The sequence below is a fragment of the Nonomuraea sp. NPDC050022 genome, assembly GCF_044460705.1.
Classification (GTDB): Bacteria; Actinomycetota; Actinomycetes; order Streptosporangiales; family Streptosporangiaceae; genus Nonomuraea.
In genome coordinates, this window is sequence record NZ_JBITKE010000001.1 from 249854 (window position 1) to 267474 (window position 17621).

Sequence of the window (17621 nt, forward strand, 5' to 3'; positions counted from 1 at the left end):
TTGCCGCTTAACTTCGGGATGGGCGGCGGTATAGCCAGGTTAGGCGGGGTTCGAGGACCCACTTGAACGCGGTGCGCGTCTCGGGGAGGCACAGCACGATGGCCAGGGCGAAACAGCTCGCACTGATCGCCAGCACCCCGAGCGGGCCGTGCAGCCAGGGCAGCTCCAGCCATCCCTGGTCCTTGGCGATGAGGACGGGGATGCCGTGGAGCAGGTAGCAGTAGAGGGTGCGGGTGCCGAGATCGGTGAACCACGTCTCACGCCTGGGCACCAGCGACAGGACGGCATAGCTCATGGCCAGCCCGCAGATCAGCAGCCCGGCGCGTACGCCGAGGCCCATCCACCAGGACAGGTCCATGTCCTGGAAGCTGTGCTTGTAGTAGAAGGGCTTGAGCGGCGCCTTGGGTGCGATGAAGATCGACACCGCGGCGGCCCCGAGCACCACGAACACCGAGACGATCTTGATCCACCGGCGGTCGAGCAGCTCGAAGTGCTCGGGCTGCATCACGAGCCCGATGACGAAGAACGGCATCAGGCCGAAGAACCGGTCCATGCTGAAGTCACCGGAGATCTGCGAGAACCCGGCGAACAGGTAGATCGCGATCGCCACCGGGATCGGGTACTTCATCCGCTTCCACACGGGTGTGGACAGTCGCCAGAACAGCAGCGCCAGCAGATACCAGTTGATCCACGCGGGGTCGATGATCGTGAGGCTCCACTTCTGCCCCAGACCAAGCCGGACCAGCGCGTAGCCGACCTCCACGATCACGTACGGCACGACGAACGTGTCGACCAGTTTGTTGGTCTTCGCGTTGGAGTTCCAGAAATTTCTGGACAGGTAGCCACTGATGAGCACGAACAGCGGCATGTGGAAGGTGTAGATGAAGATGTAGAGCGACCTGGCGGAGTCGGTGTTGAGCGTCGGCACCAGCGAGTGGCCGACGATCACGAACGCGATCAGGACGAACTTGACGTTGTCCAGATAAGGGTCGCGCTTCCGCTTGGGTGCCTCGGGCTCGGGCGACGGCTCCGGCTCGGGATCGGCATCGGGCTTCTTGCCCCCCGCCTCGGGCGGGGTGGTGCCGTGCGGATCCGTCTGCTCACTCCAGAAAGCCTCCTCCGGCAGCGGCCACTGAGCTCCTGTGCTCGCGGGACCGGTGGCCTCATCGGCGTCACCGGGGCCCTGGGGAGTCGTGGTCGGTGGGGAGTGCTTCGTGTCAGACACTACGGAGTCGCTCAGCTTCACTCGGGGTCGGGGGAACGCCAAGGCAGCACGCGGCACGCGTCCTTGATCGCGTGGGGCGAACCCGCGTCGCCGACCCGCAACACATTATCCCGGCCGCGAGGCTCCTGTCTCACTAGCGGTGCGAGAACACCCGGTTACACAGGGAACTTGGAGGTCAGGTACAGACGTTCTTCTGCTTGTCCGCGGAGATCGTGCTGTTGGTGACGCTGTCGGGGAGTTTGGTGACCTTGACCGACTTGAAGTCCTCGCCGATGATCAGCTGGATCACGGGCGGGTTCGCCGTGGCCGGGGTCGACGAGGGCACGGGCACCGGAGCGGTGTAGACGTCGGTGGTGGTCGGCTTGAGCTTGCCCGCCGTCGGGGTCGGCTTGGGCTGCATCGCCTTGATCAGCACGTCGCTGTACGTGGTGCCGTCGGCCGCCTTCTTGGCGTAGCGGACCTGGGTGTTGGCCTGGCTCTTGCCGTCGGCGGCCAGGTAGTTGCCCACGCCCGTGACCTTGAAGCCCTCCTTGCTCAGCAGGTCGGCGACCTCGCGGGCCTTGCCCTGCGTCGTCGTGCCGTTGAGCACCTGGACCTGGACCTGCTCCGGCTTGAGGTTGATCTTGGGCTTGGTGGCGGCGGTCGTCGCCGCGGCCTCGGGCAGCTCCACGTCGCTCTTGATGGCGTTGAACAGGTCGTTGGCGTCGGGCTGCCGCCAGACCACCCGGTTGTTGTCCTCGGGGTCCGGCTGCCACGGGATCGTGGTGAACTTGACCCCGCCCGCCGTCATCTTCTGCGCGCTCTTGGCGATGTCGATGAGCTGAGCGGTGTCGTTGGCCAGCTCGGGGTCCATCGTCACCGACTTGGCCGTGGCCTTGATGAAGCTCGTGAGCTTGCCGATGTCGGTGAGGAGCTGGCTGCTGGTGGCCTTCTGCACGACCTTGCTCAGGAAGATCTGCTGGCGCTTGATCCGCTGGATGTCGCTGCCGTCACCGTAGTGGCGCAGCCGGACGTAGCCCAGCGCCTGCTCGCCGTTCAGCAGGCTCTTGCCCGGGGGCAGCTTCAGGTGGGAGTTCTTGTCGTCGACGCCGTTCTGGAGGCAGATCTCGATGCCGTCGAGGGCATCGACGATGTTCTTGAAGCCGCTGAAGTCGACCTCGACGTAGTGGTCGATGCGGATGCCGGTGAGGGTCTCCAGCGTGGACATCGTGCAGGCGACCCCGCCCGAGCTGTACGCCGAGTTGATCATGTCCCGGCGGGCCGCCATCTCCTGCTTGGTGGTCTCGTTCTTGCACCTGGGGATCTGCACCATCGAGTCGCGCGGGAAGCTGATGAGCCGCGCCTGGTCCCGGTTGGGCGAGATGTGCATCAGGATGATCGTGTCGGTGCGCTTGCCGCCCGCGTCGGCCTTCCTGGCGTCCGCCTGGCCGTACTTCGCGTTGCCCTTGCCCGCGCGGGTGTCGGAGCCGACCAGCAGCACGTTGAGCGCGCCGGTGTCCGGAGGCCGAGGGGTGAGGATGTCTTCCTTGAAGCCCCTCTGGTTGATGTTGCTGAAGGCGTCGCGGTAGAGCGTGTATCCGGTCAGCGCGCCGGCGACCATGAGCGAGGTGGTCGCGATGCTGATCCAGGCCAGCACGCGCATCTTGTTGCCACCGCCGTTACCGCCGCCGCGGTGGCCGCGGGGCGGCAGGTCCTCGGGTGGCGGCGGAGGCGGGCTCGACGCCGCCGCCCGGCGCGACATCCGGCTGCCGGGCTGTGTAGAGGCGACCCTGCGGTCCTCCACGGACACGCTCCAATGGTCACTCATGCGCCCCCTCGCCCAGTCCGGTCGGCTCGGTCGTTCTGCGCCACGAGACTAGGTCACGGACGGCGTGCCCGCAGCCATGACCAAGAGAATCGACCGTGACTCGGGCGTGATGTTACCGGGCAAAAGCATACTCAGAGCTGGACATTTCGTGGAATATCCTCGACAAACTCTTAGAGTTTGCGCAGGTCGGGGCGGGTGGCCAGGGCCGCCGCCAGGCAGGCCAGGGGTACGGCCGGCAGGACGTACCGGTAGTCGAACTCGGCCACCGCGGCGGGCATCACCAGCAGAAGAACCGACGTCGACCAGGGCAGCAGCCACGCGGGCGGCTCATAAATCCCTCTCACGGACCTGGAGCGCCGCCGCCTGATCGCCAGGGCGGGCGGGACGAGCAGGACGGCCAGCAGCACGGTGCCCGGCAGCCGGGCCACGTCCTGGTAGGCGCGCATCCAGCCCGCGTACGGCTCGACGACCTCGGCGCCGATCGGCCCCTGCTCGTAGCGCTTGCCCAGGTCGACACCCAGTTGCGCGGCCCACCGGCCGGGCGGCGACGGCGAGGTGGCGGGGAACTCGTAGTAGTCGTAGATCTCGTGGTCGGGGTAGACGGGGCGGCCCCAGACGAACGAACGGCCCAGCTCCGACAGCACGGAGGCCGCGTAGTCGAGCGGCTGCTTTCGGATGGCCAGCGAGGCGAACCTGGCCGCCAACTCGTCGGTCCGCTGGGTGAAGGTGATGTCGGGCAGCGCGACGAGCGGGGAGTCCTTGGCCCAGATGTACTCCTGCGAGGGCGGCCGCTGATCGGGCGGCCGGGGGTCGCAGAGCACCTTGAGGTCCGGCGGGGGGTCCATCTTGGCGCAGTCGGCGAACGACATCGTCCGGGCGTACAGGAACGCGCCGTTCGCCCCGACGATGCCGACGCGGTGGTAGGTGGCGTAGAACCAGCCCCCGTACGCGAGGATCGGCGCCAGCGCGGCCACGACCACCACCCCGGCCAGCCCCACCCGCCTGCGCAGCAGGAACCAGGCCGCCACGACGACGATCAGCGGCTGGCCGACGGTCCTGGTGAGCGTGGCGGCGGCCAGCAGCAGCCCGACGGCGATCACCGCGGACCGGTCGGCCAGGGTGAGCGCCACCGCGGCGACGATCAGGAACATGAAGAGCGTGTCGGAGACGAGCAGGTGCTCCAGCTCGATCTGGTAGGCGTCCAGCAGCACCGGCACCGTGGCCAGCGTCGACGCCCACCTGGGCGCCCGGCGCGCGCACCAGTAGACCAGCACGCCGGTGGCCAGGCCGAGCAGGTGCTGCGCGGCGGCGACCGCGCCGAAGGAGTGGAACGGTTCGAGCGCCTTCATGAAGGCCGAGTAGCCGGCGGGGCGCACCAGGTCGGGGCGCGGGTGGAAGATGGTGACGACGTAGGTGTAGGAGTCGGGGAACCACAGGGCCGGGCGGTAGCCCAGCATCGTGATCACCCGCAGCGCGGTGCCTAGGGTCAGGACCGCCAGGAACCAGCCGTGCCGCCGCACCAGCGAGGCCGTCCGGGCGGGGTCGCCGACGGGCGTCGCCTCCTCCACCTGTACGTTCTCCCGCTCCCGTTTCACCGGCACGTCGCGTACGCTACCCGCGTTTCTGACGATCTCGCGTAACCGCCCACACCGGGCGCGGTGCGCGGTCGCGCATAATCGCCCGCGCGTTGGATACGCTCGCGATCACCGATGAGAATCGCCTGGCCGGACCGGACGCGCAGGCCGTCGGCGGGCCGGGTGCTCGCCGTGGTCTCGATCCTGCCTGCCCTGATCCTGGCCGGCTGGCTGCTCGCCGCGCTTCCGCTGCTGCTGGCGGGCTGGTACCAGCCGGTGCCGGCGCTGGTGCTCGGGGTGGTGGTCATCGGGTTGCTGTGCCGCCTCGCCGTTCGCGGGCCACTGAAGGTCGTCGAAGCGACCGGGCGGCAGGTCGGCGCGGTCGTCGCCGTCGCGGTGGGGTCGGGTGTGTTCAACGCGATCACGCACACCGAGCAGCTGATCGTCAGGCGTGACCCCGCCACGTACGCGCAGTACGCCATCTGGCTGGCCCGGCACGGCTCGCTGCCGATCATCCCGCAGGTGGAGGCGTTCGGCGGGCCCGATCCGGCGCTCAAGTTCGACAGCATCGGGTTCTACCCCGCGGACGGGGCGGTGGTGCCGCAGTTCATGCCGGGGCCGCCGCTGCTGTTCGCCGCGGGTGACTGGCTCGGCGGGCTCGGCGCCATGCTGCTGACACCGGCCGTGCTGGGGGCGCTGGCCGTGCTCACGCTGGCGGGGGTGGTGGGCCGGCTCGCCGGCGGGCGCTGGGCACCGGTGGCGGCGCTGGCCTTCGCGGTGAGCCTGCCGATCCTCTACACCTCGCGGACTACCTTCAGCGAGATCCCCTCGCTGGTGCTGCTGTTCGGCGGCCTGGCCCTGGTCCATGACGCCCTTGCGCGGGAGGACAGGTCGCGGGGCTGGGCGGCGGCGCTGGGCGGGCTGGTGTTCGGGCTGGCCGTGCTGGTCAGGATCGACGGGCTGCGTGACGTGCTGCCGGTCCTGGCGTTCGCCGGGGCGCTGATCGCCTGGCGGCGCCTCGGCAGGCCCCAAGGCGCGCTCGGGCCGCCGCTCCTGGCCGGGCTCGCGGTTGGTGCGGGGCTGGGGCTGCTGGCGGCGTACGTGCTGGCGCGGCCGTATCTGTCCTATCTGTCCAAGTCGGTCAACCCGCTGCTGGCCATCTGCGCCGCCGTTCTCCTGCTCACCCTGGCGGGCGCGCTCATCGCGCCCCGGCTGGCCCGGATCCGGCTGCCCAGGTGGCTGCCGGATGTGGGGGCCGGGCTGGTCGTGCTGGTCGTGGCGGGGTTGGCCGTGCGACCGTGGCTGCAGACCGTGACGCGGGCGGCCACGACGCGGGAAGACCGGCTCACCTCCGAGTTCATCAGACAGACGCAGAAGGCCAACGGCCTGCCCGTCGACGGCACCCGGCTGTACTCGGAGCTGTCCCTGCACTGGGTGAGCTGGTACGTCGGCATCCCCGCGATCGTCCTGGCCACGCTCGCCGCGGCGGTGCTGGTGCGGCGGCTGCTCAGGAACGGCTCCCCGGCCGAGTGGCTGCTTCCGCTGGCCGTCATCGGCTGGACCACGGTGACCACGTTGCTGCGCCCGGAGATCACCCCCGACCATCCATGGGCCGCGCGCCGGCTGGTCCCGGTGGTGATCCCCGGGATGATCCTGCTGGCGGTGTGGGGGCTGGAGTGGGTGCGTACGCGGGCGCCCATGCGCGGGTACGGCCGGTGGATCGGCGTCGTGGGCGCCGCGCTCATCCTGGTGCCGCCGGCCATCACCTCGATCGGGACCGCGTTCACGCCGGTGGAGCGGGGCGAGCGGGCGGCCGTCGAGGCGATGTGCGCCAAGATCCCGCCGAACGCCTCGGTGCTGATCGTCGAGCGGGTGACGGCCAACCGGTTCACCCAGGTCGTCCGGGGCATGTGCGACCGCCCGACGGCCCAGGTCCTGGTGGAGGCAGGGAAGAATACGGCAAAGGAAGAAGACGTGCGTCGCCTGATCGATCGCGTCCGCGCCGTCGGCCGCGTCCCGGTCGTGCTGGCGGCCGAAGCGGGCCAGGTCGCTCCGTACGGCCCGAATACGCAGGTCATGGCCCTGGTGTCGCGGCAGGACGAGCGCTCGCTCATCGACGCGCCGAACGGCACCTGGGGGTTCGGGATCAGCGTGTGGATGGCCGTTGCCTGACCCGTGTGTGGACTTTTCTCCCTGCTGGGCAGAGTACCCTCGACGCACGTGAGCACGTCTGAGACCCCCCAGAGTGGATACGCCGTGGAAGAAGCGCCATACGTCACGATCGTCCTGCCGTGCTACAACGAGCAGGATCACGTCATCGACGAGGTCGAGCGCATCACCAAGGCGATGGACTCCAGCGGCTACACCTATGAGCTGGTGGCGGTCGACGACTGCTCCACCGACGAGACGCTGGCCAGGCTGCAGGAGGCCGCGCCCCGGTTCGAGCACCTGCGGATCCGCGCCTTCCACCGCAACGGCGGTTCGGGCACCGTGCGCCGCATCGGCACGCAGGAGGCCAGGGGCGAGATCGTCGTCTGGACCGACGCCGACATGACCTACCCCAACGAGCGCATCCCCGAGCTGGTCCAGATCCTGGAGAAGGACACGACGGTCGATCAGGTCGTCGGCGCTCGCACCAGCGAGGAGGGGTCGCACAAGCTGCTGCGCGTCCCGGCCAAATGGGTGATCCGCAAGGTGGCCGAGCAGCTCGCCGGGCAGAAGATCCCCGACCTCAACTCCGGGCTGCGCGCTTTCCGCAAGTCGGTGGCCAAGCCCTACCTGCGGCTGCTACCGCCCGGGTTCTCCTGCGTCACGACGATCACGCTGTCGTTCCTGTCGAACCAGCACGACGTCTACTACATGCCGATCGGCTACGCCAAGCGGGCGGGCACGTCGAAGTTCAGCTTCGTCTCCGACGCCTACCGCTACATCCTGCAGGTGCTGCGGATGATCATGTACTTCAACCCGCTCAAGGTGCTCATGCCGCCCGCGTTGTGGCTGGTGGCGATCGGGTTCGTCAAGGGGATCTGGGACATGATCCAGCACCCGTTCTACTTCCCCGCCAACACCGTCATGATCTTCCTGTCGGGCCTGCTCATCGGGTCCGTGGCACTGCTGGCCGACCTGATCGTGCGCTCGCGGGGCGAATAGCGTGCGCATCGCCATCGTCGGCCCCACCTATCCCTACAAAGGGGGCGGGGCGCAGCACACCACCGAGCTGGCGCACCGGCTGACGGCGCTCGGTCACGACGTGGTGATCGAGTCGTGGCGGGCGCAATATCCGGCCTTCCTCTATCCGGGGCAGCAGACGATAACGGCGCCCGAGGGCACCCCCTTCCCGAAGACGCTGCGCCGGCTCGACTGGCGCAATCCCGGCGGCTGGGTGGCGTGCGGGCGCCGGCTGCGCTCGGCCGACCTGGTGATCCTGGCCGTCCTGAGCCCGGTGCAGGTCCCGGCCTACCTCGGCATCCTGTACGGCCTGGGCGGCAAGGCCAGGACCGTCGCCCTGTGCCACAACGTGCTGCCGCACGAGCGCAAGCCCTACGACCGGCCGCTGATGAAGGCGCTGCTCAACCGGGTCGACGCCGTTCTCACCCACTCCGACCAGCAGGCGGAGCTGGCCGCGTCTCTGACCGGCAAGCCGGTGAGCGTGGCCGGGCTGCCGCCGCATCTGCCGTCCACGACCGGGGAGCGCTCAGCCGAGGTGCACGGGCGGCTGCTGTTCTTCGGCATCGTCCGGCCGTACAAGGGGCTCGACCTGCTGCTGCGGGCCCTGCCGGAGGGGGTCGGGCTGACCGTGGCGGGTGAGTTCTGGGGCGGGCTCGACGGGACCCGGGCGTTGATCGGTGAGCTGGGCATCGCCGACCGGGTGGAGCTCCGGCCCGGTTACGTGGCCGCCGAGGACGTGCCGAAGCTGTTCGCCGCGGCGGACGCGCTCGTCCTGCCCTACCGCGACGCGACCGCCAGCCAGAACGTCTGGCTCGGACACGAGCACGGCGTGCCGGTGATCGCCACCCGCGTCGGCGCGCTCGCCGACCACGTGACGGACGGCGTCGACGGGCTGCTGGTCGAGCCGGACGACGTCGAGGCGCTCAACGGGGCGATCAAGCGGTTCTACGCCCCGGGCGAGCCCGAGCGGTTGCGGTCGGGCGTCAAGGCGGTCGACCCGGAGCCGTTCTGGTCGTCGTACTCCGCGGTGCTCCTCGACGCCTGACGGCCCAGCAGGAAGGCGATGCCCGCGGCGACGGCGTCGCCCAGGGTGAACGCCAGCCGCGACACCACCGCCACCGCGAAGGCCGGGCCGTTGCCGATCAGCGGCGAGAGCACGAGGATCATGGCGCCCTCGCGCACCCCGACCCCGGCGGGCACGACGAACGTCAGCAGCCCCGTGGCCCAGGCGAACGCGTAGGCCCCGGTCGCCACCACGTAGAGGTCCCACCTGCCCGACAGCAGCCAGGTGTGCAGGCCGTACACGAACCAGCCCAGGGCGGTCCAGCCCACCGCGACCAGCACGGTACGGCCGGGCAGCACGCTTTCGAGCGGCTCCTTGCGCGCCAGGCGCAGGGCCAGGTTGAGACCCCAGGTGAGCACCTTGGGATGCAGGCACACGATGATCACGGGGACCAGCAGCAGGAGGTACCACGCCTGGCGCACGGCCTGCTGCGTCGCCAGCGTCGCGGCGGCGATCGACAGCGCGACCCCCAGGTTGATCACCAGGGACAGCGAGATGCAGGCGAACGTCCGGCGCGGCGGGCTGCCGTGGTCGCGGCCGAGCTCCATCATCGCCGCGTACGCCCACACAGAGCCGGGGATGTACTTGCCGAGCTGGCCCACGAACATGATCCGCCCGGCCACCGGCAACGGCAGCGGCGACCCGAGCCCGGCCAGCACCGCGCGCCAGGCGAGCAGCATGCAGAACTGACCGGCCAGCACCGCCGCGAACGCCCCGAGCACCGCCCACGGCGACAGCGCGGTCACGGCCGCGGTGGTCTCACCCCAGTTCCTGGCCAGTCCGTAGCCGAGGAAACCGAGCGCGACCAGCGCCAGGACGACGCGCAGCAGGCGGCGGAGCATTGGCCAAGGCTAACCGGGGGCGGTCACGGATAGCCAGACGATCGGGTCTTCGATCGTTCGGCGCCTCTCGTACGCGGGTACTGTTGGGCGGCGTGGGTAAGGAACGGGTCGCGCAGCTGGAGTACTCCGAGTTCCAGTCGGCGATGCTTGACGAGGAGAAACGCCGGCGTAAGGCCGCGAAGATCATCGCGGTGGTGGAGCACTTCCACGGCCCGCTCGGCGGGCTGACCGTCGGTGACGTCGGCTGCTCGGCCGGGTTCATCGCCGACGAGCTGGCCGGCGCCGGGGCCGAGCACACGCTGGGCATCGACATCGACGTGCCCGGACTGCGCAAGGCGGCCGACCGGTTCGGTGAGCGGGTGGCGTTCGTCTGCGGCGACGGCACCGCGCTGCCGTTCCCCGACGGCTCGCTGGACGTGCTGGTGTTCAACCACATCTACGAGCACGTGGTCGACCCTGACGCCGTGGTCGCCGAGATGCACCGGGTGCTGTCCGACGACGGCGTGCTCTACCTGGGGCTGGGCAACCGGCTCGGCATCATGGAGCCGCACTACAAGCTGCCGTTCCTGTCCTACCTGACGCCCGCGCTCGCCGACCGCTACGTGCGCGCCTTCGGTCGCGCCGACCACTACTACGAGCGCTACCGCACCCGGCGCGGGCTGCGCCGGATGCTGCGGGCCTTCCACGTGTGGGACTACACCTTCCCGGTGCTGGCCTCGCCGACGCGGTTCGCCGGGTCAGAACTGTTCCCTGGCGCGCTGGGCCGCGTGGTGCAGGCCGTGCTGGCGCGCACTCCGCGCGCGGTGCTGCGCCTGCTCCTGCCGATCGTGCCCACCTACCTGTGGGTGGCCACGAAGACGCCCCGGCCCCCGGCGGGCGCCGCCCTCCCGCAGCCGCCCGAGCGGGTCCGCCCGCTGTGAGCACCATCAAACCCGGCACATCCGGCAAGGCGCCCATAGTGCGGAAGGCCGTGCGGTTCGGGTTCCTGCTGATCGCCCTCGGGTTCGGCGGGTGGGCCGTGGCGTCGCAGTGGGACGCCGTGGTCGCCGGGTTCGCCCGGCTGAGCTGGCCGCTGCTCGCCGCGTCCCTGGTCGGGGTGGTGGCCGCGCTGCTGTTCGCCATGATGACCTGGCGCACCCTGCTGGCCGACCTCGGCTCGCCGCTGCCCCTGCGCCCCGCCGCCAAGGTGTTCTTCGTCGGCCAGCTCGGCAAGTACATCCCCGGCGCGGTCTGGCCGGTCCTGGCCCAGATGGAGATGGGCCGCGACCTCGGCGTGCCCCGCCCGCGCAGCGCGGCGGTGTTCTTCCTGATGATGCCGATCCAGCTGGCCACCGGCCTGCTGGTCACCCTGGTCACGCTCGGCTGGGACCGGTTCGGCTGGCTGCTGCTCCTCGTCCCCGTGCTGCTGGTGCTGCTGGAGCCCAAGGTGATCAACGGGCTGATCGGGTTCGGGCTGCGCAAGCTCAAGCGCGAGCCCCTCGAACGCCAGCTGACCCGGCGCGGCATGCTCACCGCGCTCGGCTGGGCCCTGGCCGGTTGGATCTCCTACGGCGTGCACCTCTACTTCATCGTGCCGCAGGGCGGCCTGCTCTTCGCCATCGGCGCCTTCGCCCTGTCGTGGTCGCTGGGCATCATGTCGTTCGTCGTGCCCGCCGGTGCCGGTGTGCGGGAAGTGGTCATGGTGGGCGTGCTGTCCCCCGTGATGCCCTCGGGACCGGCCATCGCCGTGGCTCTTTCATCGCGGATCGTCATCGTCATTGGGGACCTGATCTGCGCGGGTATGGCGGGAATCGCGGCTCGGCGCGACTCGGTGTGATTTGGACCACGAATTGGGGCCCACTGGTCATAAGCTGAACCGTAGAGGGGGGCGAAAGGTCCCACGTTGATCTTGAGGGGAGAAGATCTTCGTAATGCCTCGAGTGCTCGTCGACGCCGCGGCGGTCCCCGCGGACCGTGGGGCGTTGATCAGATACGTGGACGGGCTCGTCGCCGGGCTCGACCGGGCGGGTGCCGACCTGGCGGTGGTGTGCCAACGCGCCGACGCCGACCGTTATGGGCGCCTCGCGCCCTCGGCCCGGATCATGCCGGGCCCTGTCGCCATCACCAACCGGGCCGCCAGGCTCGCCTGGGAGCAGAGCGGAGTGCCGCTGCTCGCCCGCCAGGCGGGGGCGCAGGTCATCCACGCCCCCTACTACTCGATGCCGATCCGCGCGGGCCTGCCCACCGTGGTGACCGTGCACGACGTCACCTGGTTCACCGAGCCCGACCAGCACAGCGCGGTCCGGGCCTCGTTCTTCAGGTCCGCCACCCGCACCTCCGTACGTCACGCCACCCGCGTCATCGTGCCGTCCAAGGCGACCAGAGACGAGCTGATCCGCGTGCTCGCCGCCGATCCGACCCGCATCGACGTCGCCTACCACGGCGTGGACCAGCGGGTCTTCCACCCGCCGAGCGACGCCGAGATGCTCCGCGCGGTCACCAGGTGCGGCCTGCACGGCCAGCCGTACGTGGCCTTCCTCGGCGCGCTCGACCCGCGCAAGAACGTGCCCAACCTGATCCGCGGCTTCGCCATGGCCGTCAAGAGCCTGGACCACCCGCCCGCGCTGGTGCTCGGCGGCGGAGTCCACGAGGACGACGTCGACGAGGCCTGCCGGGAGGTCGAGGCCACCGTCAAGGTGGTGCGGCCGGGCTACCTGAGCATCCCGGACCTGCCGGGGTTCCTCGGTGGGGCGGTCGTGGTGGCGTTCCCGTCGCGCGGCGAGGGGTTCGGGCTGCCCGTGCTGGAGGCGATGGCCTGCGGCGCGCCGGTGCTCACCACCCACCGCACCTCGCTGCCCGAGGTGGGCGGCGACGCGGTCGCCTACACCGAACCCGACGCCGACAGCATCGCCAGAGAGCTGGGCCAGCTGCTCGCCTCCACCGAGCGGCGGCTGCAGCTGCGCGAGGCGGGTCTGGCCAGAGCCCGCGAGTTCACCTGGGAGGCGTCCGTGGAGGCGCATCTCAGCTCCTATCAGCGCGCGATCGAATAGTTGGATAACCTCACCGAGTGATGGAGAGCTCTTTGCCAGACCTTGAGGCGATCCTCCTGGTCGGAGGGCAGGGCACGCGCCTGCGTCCGCTGACACTGGGCACGCCCAAGCCGCTGCTTCCCACCGCCGGAGTGCCGTTCCTGGCACATCAACTGGCCCGTGCCCGATCATTCGGGGTGCGCCGGATCGTCTTCGCCACCTCCTACAAAGCCTCGATGTTCGAGCCCGTCTTCGGTGACGGGGAGGCGTTCGGGCTCTCGCTCGAATACATGACGGAGGAGACGCCGCTCGGCACCGGCGGCGCGATCCGCAACGCCGCCGAGGCGCTCACCTCGGGTCCCGACGATCCCGTGCTCATACTCAACGGCGACATCCTGTCCGGTCACGACATAGGCGACCAGATTCGCACCCATGTGGACCGTTCCGCTGCTGTAACGCTCCATTTGACGGAGGTCGACGACCCGACCCGGTTCGGCTGCGTGCCCACCGACGACGACGGGCGGGTGACCGACTTCCTGGAGAAGACGCCCAACCCGGTGACCAACCGCATCAACGCGGGCTGCTACGTGTTCACCCGCTCGGTCATCGACCAGATCCCCAGGGGCGAGGTCGTGTCGGTCGAGCGGCAGACCTTCCCGGGGCTCATCGAGTCGGGCGAGCTCGTGCTGGGCTACGCCGACCACACCTACTGGCTCGACGTCGGCACGCCCGCCGCGTTCGTCCGTGGCTCGCGCGACCTGGTGCTCGGCCGGCTGGCCTCGCCCGCGCTGCCCGGCCCGACCGGCGAATACCTGGCGCTCGACGGAGCGGTGGTCTCGCCGGAGGCCAAGGTGCAGGGCGGCTCCACGGTGGGGGCGCGCGCCGTGGTCGAGGCGGGCGCCTCGGTGCTGGGCAGCGTGCTGGCCGACGACTGCGTGATCCACGCGGGCGCCTCCGTGACGGACTCGGTGGTGGGCCGGGGGGCGCGGGTGTGCGCGGGCGCGGTGGTGTGCGACGCGGTGATCGGCGACGGCGCGGTGGTTGGTCCGGGCAACGAACTCCAGGCGGGGGTCCGCATCTGGCCGGGCATCGAACTTCCTGAGCGTGCGGTCCGCTACTCCAGCGACGTCTGAACCCTTTTTTCTTCCAGTACGGCAAGCGGTGGGCACCCGCCACCCGCTGTACAGGGCTGGGGGCTTCCAGGAATACGCCCGCTGAACCCGCACGTGGCCGGGCGCCGATACGCGCGCCCCTGACAAGGGGCCACCGGCAACCGGAGGCGTACGGGGACGGCAGACTGTAGGGGTGATGGAGCGGTGGTGGGAGCCTGGGCGGGTGCTGGACCTGGGCCTTGTGCTGGGGCCGCACCGGCGCGGCACCGGCGATCCCACCTGGCGCGCCACGCACGACGGTGCCGTGTGGCGCACCTCCCGTACCCCCGATGGGCCCGGCACGCTGCGGGTGAGCATCCGGGCGGGGAGCGTGTGCGGCCAGGCGTGGGGGCCGGGCGCCGGGTGGTTGCTTGAGGCGCTGCCCGCTCTGCTCGGGGCCGATGACGACGCCTCGGGGTTCAGCGTGCGGCACGCCGTGCTGGAGGACGTGGCCAGGAAGCACGCGGGGCTGCGCATCGGCAGGACCGGCCGGGTCATGGAGGCCCTGGTGCCTGCCGTACTCGAGCAGAAGGTCGTCGGGCGTGAGGCGTGGCGGGCCTGGCGGTGGTTGCTGCACCGCTACGGGGAGCCCGCGCCGGGACCCGCGCCTGACGGGATGCGGGTCGTGCCCGAGACGAGCGTGTGGCGGGAGGTGCCGTCCTGGCACTGGCATCGGGCCGGTGCCGAGGCCGTGCGGGCCAGGACGATCGCCACGGCGGCTTGGCACGCCGCCAAGCTGGAGGCCGCCGCCACCAGTGAGGAGCTCGACCGGTTGCTGCGGGCTCTGCCGGGCGTCGGGGTGTGGACGTCGGCGGAGGTGCGTCAGCGGGCCTTCGGCGATCCCGACGCCGTGAGCGTGGGCGACTTCCACCTGGCCACGCTGGTGGGCTACGCGCTGACCGGCGAGAAGACCGACGATCCTGGCATGATGCGGCTGCTGGAGCCCTACATGGGCCACCGGCACCGGGCGACGGTCCTGATCTACCTCACCGGGCTGCGCCCGCCGGCGCGCGGACCGAGAATGTCGGTGCGCGACTACCGCTCCTTTTGACCCTCCCTAGGTGCGGGTCGTGAACTCAGCCCGTCGTAGTGTGCCGGTATGAGTCTCGTAAGTGATTCCGCACTCCGCCGTGCTCTCGCCCGGGCCCGCGACGGCAAGACCCTCGACGTCACCGAGGCGGCCGTGCTGCTCCACGCCCGCGATGAGCACCTTGACACACTGCTCGAACACGCCTCCCGGATCCGGGATGCCGGATTGGCGGCGGTCGGGAGGGAGGGCGTCATCACGTACAGCAGAAAAGTGTTCATCCCGTTGACCAGGCTCTGCCGGGACCGTTGTGGTTACTGCACGTTCGCGACGGCGCCGAACAAACTGCCCGCGCCGTTCCTGAGTCCTGACGAGGTGCTGGAGATCGCCGCCCAGGGGGCGGCGATGGGGTGCAAGGAGGCGCTGTTCACGCTGGGGGACCGGCCCGAGGACCGCTGGCACCAGGCCCGCGAGTGGCTCGACGCGCACGGCTACGACGACACGCTGTCGTACGTGCGGGCGATGGCGATCAGGGTGCTGGAGGAGACCGGGCTGCTGCCGCACCTGAACCCCGGCGTGCTGAGCTGGCGCGACCTGCAGCGGCTCAAGCCGGTCGCGCCGTCGATGGGCATGATGCTGGAGACGACCTCGCGGCGGCTGTTCGAGGAGAAGGGGGCGGCCCACTACGGGTCTCCCGACAAGGATCCGGCGGTACGACTGCGCGTGCTGGAGGACGCGGGCCGTTCGAACGTGCCGTTCACCACCGGGATCCTGATCGGCATCGGCGAGACCATCGAGGACCGGGCCGAGTCGATCTTCGCGATCCGGCGGGTGGCGCGCGAGTACGGCGGTGTCCAGGAGGTCATCGTCCAGAACTTCCGCGCCAAGCCCGACACGGCCATGCGCGGCCTGCCGGACGCCGACCTGCAGGAGCTGGCCGCCACGATCGCGGTGGCCCGGCTCGTCCTGGGGCCCCGGGTACGGCTGCAGGCGCCGCCGAACCTGGTCGACGCCGAGTACGAGCTGATGATCCGGGCCGGGATCGACGACTGGGGCGGGGTGTCGCCGCTGACGCCCGACCACGTCAACCCCGAGCGGCCGTGGCCGCAGATCGACGACCTGGCGGCGCGGACCGGGGAGGCGGGGTTCCAGCTGCGGGAGCGGCTGACGATCTATCCGGAGTATGTGCTGGCGGGGGAGCCGTGGCTGGACCCCCGGCTGTTCGCGCACGTGGCGGCACTGGCGGATCCGGTCACGGGGCTGGCTCGGGAGGACGCGGTGCTCCAGGGGCGGCCGTGGCAGGAGCCGGATGGCGGATTCGCGGCTTCTGGGCGGGTGGATCTGCACGTCGAGGTGGACACGACGGGCCGGACCAACGACCGGCGCGACGACTTCGACAACGTCTACGGAGACTGGGAGGCCCTGCGCGATCGGCTGGACCCCGCCGCACGCATTGCGCCGCCCTCCGCCGACCACCTCCTCGCCGCACCGGCGCCGGGAGTGGGGTCGGGGGCGGGAGCCGGGGCGGTTCAGACCGGGGGGCATACGCCGTCCGAGGTGCGGGCGGCGTTGCGGCGGGCGGAGGCGGATCCGGCGGGGTTGAGTGAGGCCGAGGCCGTGGCGTTGCTGTCGGCCGACGGCGGGGCGCTCGACGAACTGGCCCGCATCGCCGACGACCTGCGCGCGCGGGCGGTCGGCGACGAGGTGACGTACGTCGTCAACCGGAACATCAACTTCACCAACGTCTGCTACACCGGCTGCCGCTTCTGCGCGTTCGCCCAGCGCAGGACCGATGCCGACGCCTACACGCTCAGCCTGGACCAGGTGGCCGACCGGGCGGAGGAGGCGTGGCGGGCCGGGGCGACCGAGGTGTGCATGCAGGGCGGCATTCACCCCGACCTGCCGGGCACCGCCTACTTCGACCTCGCCAAGGCGGTCAAGGCCAGGACACCGGGCATGCACGTACACGCCTTCTCTCCGATGGAGGTCATCAACGGCGCCAGCCGGACGAACCTGTCCATCGAGGACTGGCTGCACGCGGCGAAGGAGGCGGGCGTCGACTCGCTGCCAGGCACAGCGGCGGAGATCCTCGACGACGATGTCCGCTGGGTGCTCACCAAGGGCAAGCTGCCCACCAAGGAGTGGATCGACGTCATCACCACCGCGCACCGGGTGGGCATCCCGACGACGTCCACGATGATGTACGGCCACGTGGACACCCACGTGCACTGGGTCAGGCACATCAAGCTGATCAGGCGGCTGCAGGAGGAGAGCGGCGGGTTCTCGGAGTTCGTGCTGCTGCCGTTCGTGCACACCAGCTCGCCGATCTACCTGGCGGGCGTCGCCCGGCCGGGTCCGACCGCGCAGGAGAACCGGGCCGTGCACGCGCTGGCCAGGATCCTGCTGCACGGCGCGATCTCCAACATCCAGTGCTCCTGGGTCAAGCTCCAGGACGACCTGTGCCACCAGGTGCTCCAGGGCGGGGTGAACGACCTCGGCGGCACGCTGATGGAGGAGACCATCAGCCGGATGGCCGGATCGGAGAACGGCTCGTACAAGACGATCAGCGAGCTGCGCGCGATGGTCGAGGTCACCGGCCGGCCGGTGCGGCAGCGTACGACGGAGTACGGCCGGCCCGACAGCGAGCGGCTGGCCGCGTCGGCGGCGAGCGACGGTGTCTGCCAGAGCGTCAGGCGGGTACTCCCGATGGCGTAGTTATAACAAGTTCTACCGAGTCTTGCGCCAGTCGTGGGCGG

At 70.3% G+C, this 17621-nt stretch carries 13 protein-coding genes; 9 read left to right on the forward strand and 4 right to left on the reverse strand.

What is annotated here, in order from left to right; all coding sequences use genetic code 11:
- Positions 1-7: 7 nt before the first annotated feature.
- From ACIBO2_RS01155 to ACIBO2_RS01165, 3 genes are all read right to left on the reverse strand, one after another.
- Entirely contained in the window at positions 8-1225 is a 1218-nt protein-coding gene (locus ACIBO2_RS01155; protein ID WP_358550777.1) for an acyltransferase family protein, read from the reverse strand.
- Positions 1226-1400: 175 nt separating this feature from the next.
- Positions 1401-3032, reverse strand: a complete 1632-nt coding sequence (locus tag ACIBO2_RS01160) for an LCP family protein (protein ID WP_358550779.1) — start codon at positions 3030-3032, stop codon at positions 1401-1403.
- Positions 3033-3202: 170 nt separating this feature from the next.
- On the reverse strand, positions 3203-4633 hold the full coding sequence (locus ACIBO2_RS01165; RefSeq protein WP_397294723.1) for a hypothetical protein: 1431 nt from the start codon (positions 4631-4633) through the stop codon (positions 3203-3205).
- Between the two features lie 108 nt (positions 4634-4741).
- On the opposite strand from ACIBO2_RS01165, the gene ACIBO2_RS01170 reads away from it, so the two are divergent.
- From ACIBO2_RS01170 to ACIBO2_RS01180, 3 genes are all read left to right on the forward strand, one after another.
- The gene (locus ACIBO2_RS01170) at positions 4742-6778 is read left to right on the forward strand and encodes a hypothetical protein (protein ID WP_397294725.1); all 2037 of its coding nucleotides are present in this window, start codon (positions 4742-4744) and stop codon (positions 6776-6778) included.
- An 84-nt stretch (positions 6779-6862) separates the two neighbouring features.
- Positions 6863-7756 carry a glycosyltransferase family 2 protein gene (locus tag ACIBO2_RS01175; RefSeq protein WP_358550785.1) on the forward strand — a complete coding sequence of 298 codons (894 nt, stop codon included), beginning with the start codon at positions 6863-6865 and terminating at the stop codon, positions 7754-7756.
- A gap of 1 nt (position 7757) precedes the next feature.
- Positions 7758-8819 carry a glycosyltransferase family 4 protein gene (locus ACIBO2_RS01180; RefSeq protein WP_358550787.1) on the forward strand — a complete coding sequence of 354 codons (1062 nt, stop codon included), beginning with the start codon at positions 7758-7760 and terminating at the stop codon, positions 8817-8819.
- Here the strand turns inward: ACIBO2_RS01180 and ACIBO2_RS01185 are convergent.
- Positions 8720-9679, reverse strand: coding sequence for a lysylphosphatidylglycerol synthase transmembrane domain-containing protein (locus ACIBO2_RS01185; protein WP_363992876.1), 960 nt, complete (start codon positions 9677-9679; stop codon positions 8720-8722). The two genes, ACIBO2_RS01180 and ACIBO2_RS01185, sit on opposite strands and share 100 nt — an antisense overlap.
- 92 nt (positions 9680-9771) lie before the next feature.
- Here ACIBO2_RS01185 and ACIBO2_RS01190 point away from each other — a divergent pair, with 92 nt between their 5' ends.
- The 6 genes from ACIBO2_RS01190 to ACIBO2_RS01215 all read left to right on the forward strand — a co-directional run bounded on the left by ACIBO2_RS01190 (position 9772) and on the right by ACIBO2_RS01215 (position 17580).
- Positions 9772-10599, forward strand: a complete 828-nt coding sequence (locus ACIBO2_RS01190; protein ID WP_397294728.1) for a methyltransferase domain-containing protein — start codon at positions 9772-9774, stop codon at positions 10597-10599.
- On the forward strand, positions 10596-11495 hold the full coding sequence (locus ACIBO2_RS01195; RefSeq protein WP_397294730.1) for a lysylphosphatidylglycerol synthase domain-containing protein: 900 nt from the start codon (positions 10596-10598) through the stop codon (positions 11493-11495). The genes ACIBO2_RS01190 and ACIBO2_RS01195 overlap by 4 nt, the downstream gene beginning before the upstream one ends.
- Before the next feature lie 94 nt (positions 11496-11589).
- Positions 11590-12708, forward strand: a complete 1119-nt coding sequence (locus ACIBO2_RS01200; RefSeq protein WP_358550795.1) for a glycosyltransferase family 1 protein — start codon at positions 11590-11592, stop codon at positions 12706-12708.
- Positions 12709-12728: 20 nt separating this feature from the next.
- On the forward strand, positions 12729-13820 hold the full coding sequence (locus ACIBO2_RS01205) for a sugar phosphate nucleotidyltransferase (protein ID WP_397294732.1): 1092 nt from the start codon (positions 12729-12731) through the stop codon (positions 13818-13820).
- Positions 13821-13995: 175 nt separating this feature from the next.
- The gene (locus tag ACIBO2_RS01210; protein ID WP_358550950.1) at positions 13996-14889 is read left to right on the forward strand and encodes a DNA-3-methyladenine glycosylase 2 family protein; all 894 of its coding nucleotides are present in this window, start codon (positions 13996-13998) and stop codon (positions 14887-14889) included.
- Positions 14890-14937: 48 nt separating this feature from the next.
- Positions 14938-17580, forward strand: coding sequence for a bifunctional FO biosynthesis protein CofGH (locus tag ACIBO2_RS01215; RefSeq protein ID WP_358550799.1), 2643 nt, complete (start codon positions 14938-14940; stop codon positions 17578-17580).
- Positions 17581-17621 lie beyond the last annotated feature (41 nt).

Excerpts from the sequence above, each read along its gene's own strand:
- ACIBO2_RS01160 (WP_358550779.1), bottom strand. The coding sequence starts at position 3,032 with ATGAGTGACCATTGGAGCGTGTCCGTGGAGGACCGCAGGGTCGCCTCT.
- ACIBO2_RS01170 (WP_397294725.1), top strand. The coding sequence starts at position 4,742 with ATGAGAATCGCCTGGCCGGACCGGACGCGCAGGCCGTCGGCGGGCCGG.
- ACIBO2_RS01185 (WP_363992876.1), bottom strand. The coding sequence starts at position 9,679 with ATGCTCCGCCGCCTGCTGCGCGTCGTCCTGGCGCTGGTCGCGCTCGGT.
- ACIBO2_RS01200 (WP_358550795.1), top strand. The coding sequence starts at position 11,590 with ATGCCTCGAGTGCTCGTCGACGCCGCGGCGGTCCCCGCGGACCGTGGG.
- ACIBO2_RS01205 (WP_397294732.1), top strand. The coding sequence starts at position 12,729 with ATGGAGAGCTCTTTGCCAGACCTTGAGGCGATCCTCCTGGTCGGAGGG.
- ACIBO2_RS01210 (WP_358550950.1), top strand. The coding sequence starts at position 13,996 with ATGGAGCGGTGGTGGGAGCCTGGGCGGGTGCTGGACCTGGGCCTTGTG.
- ACIBO2_RS01215 (WP_358550799.1), top strand. The coding sequence starts at position 14,938 with ATGAGTCTCGTAAGTGATTCCGCACTCCGCCGTGCTCTCGCCCGGGCC.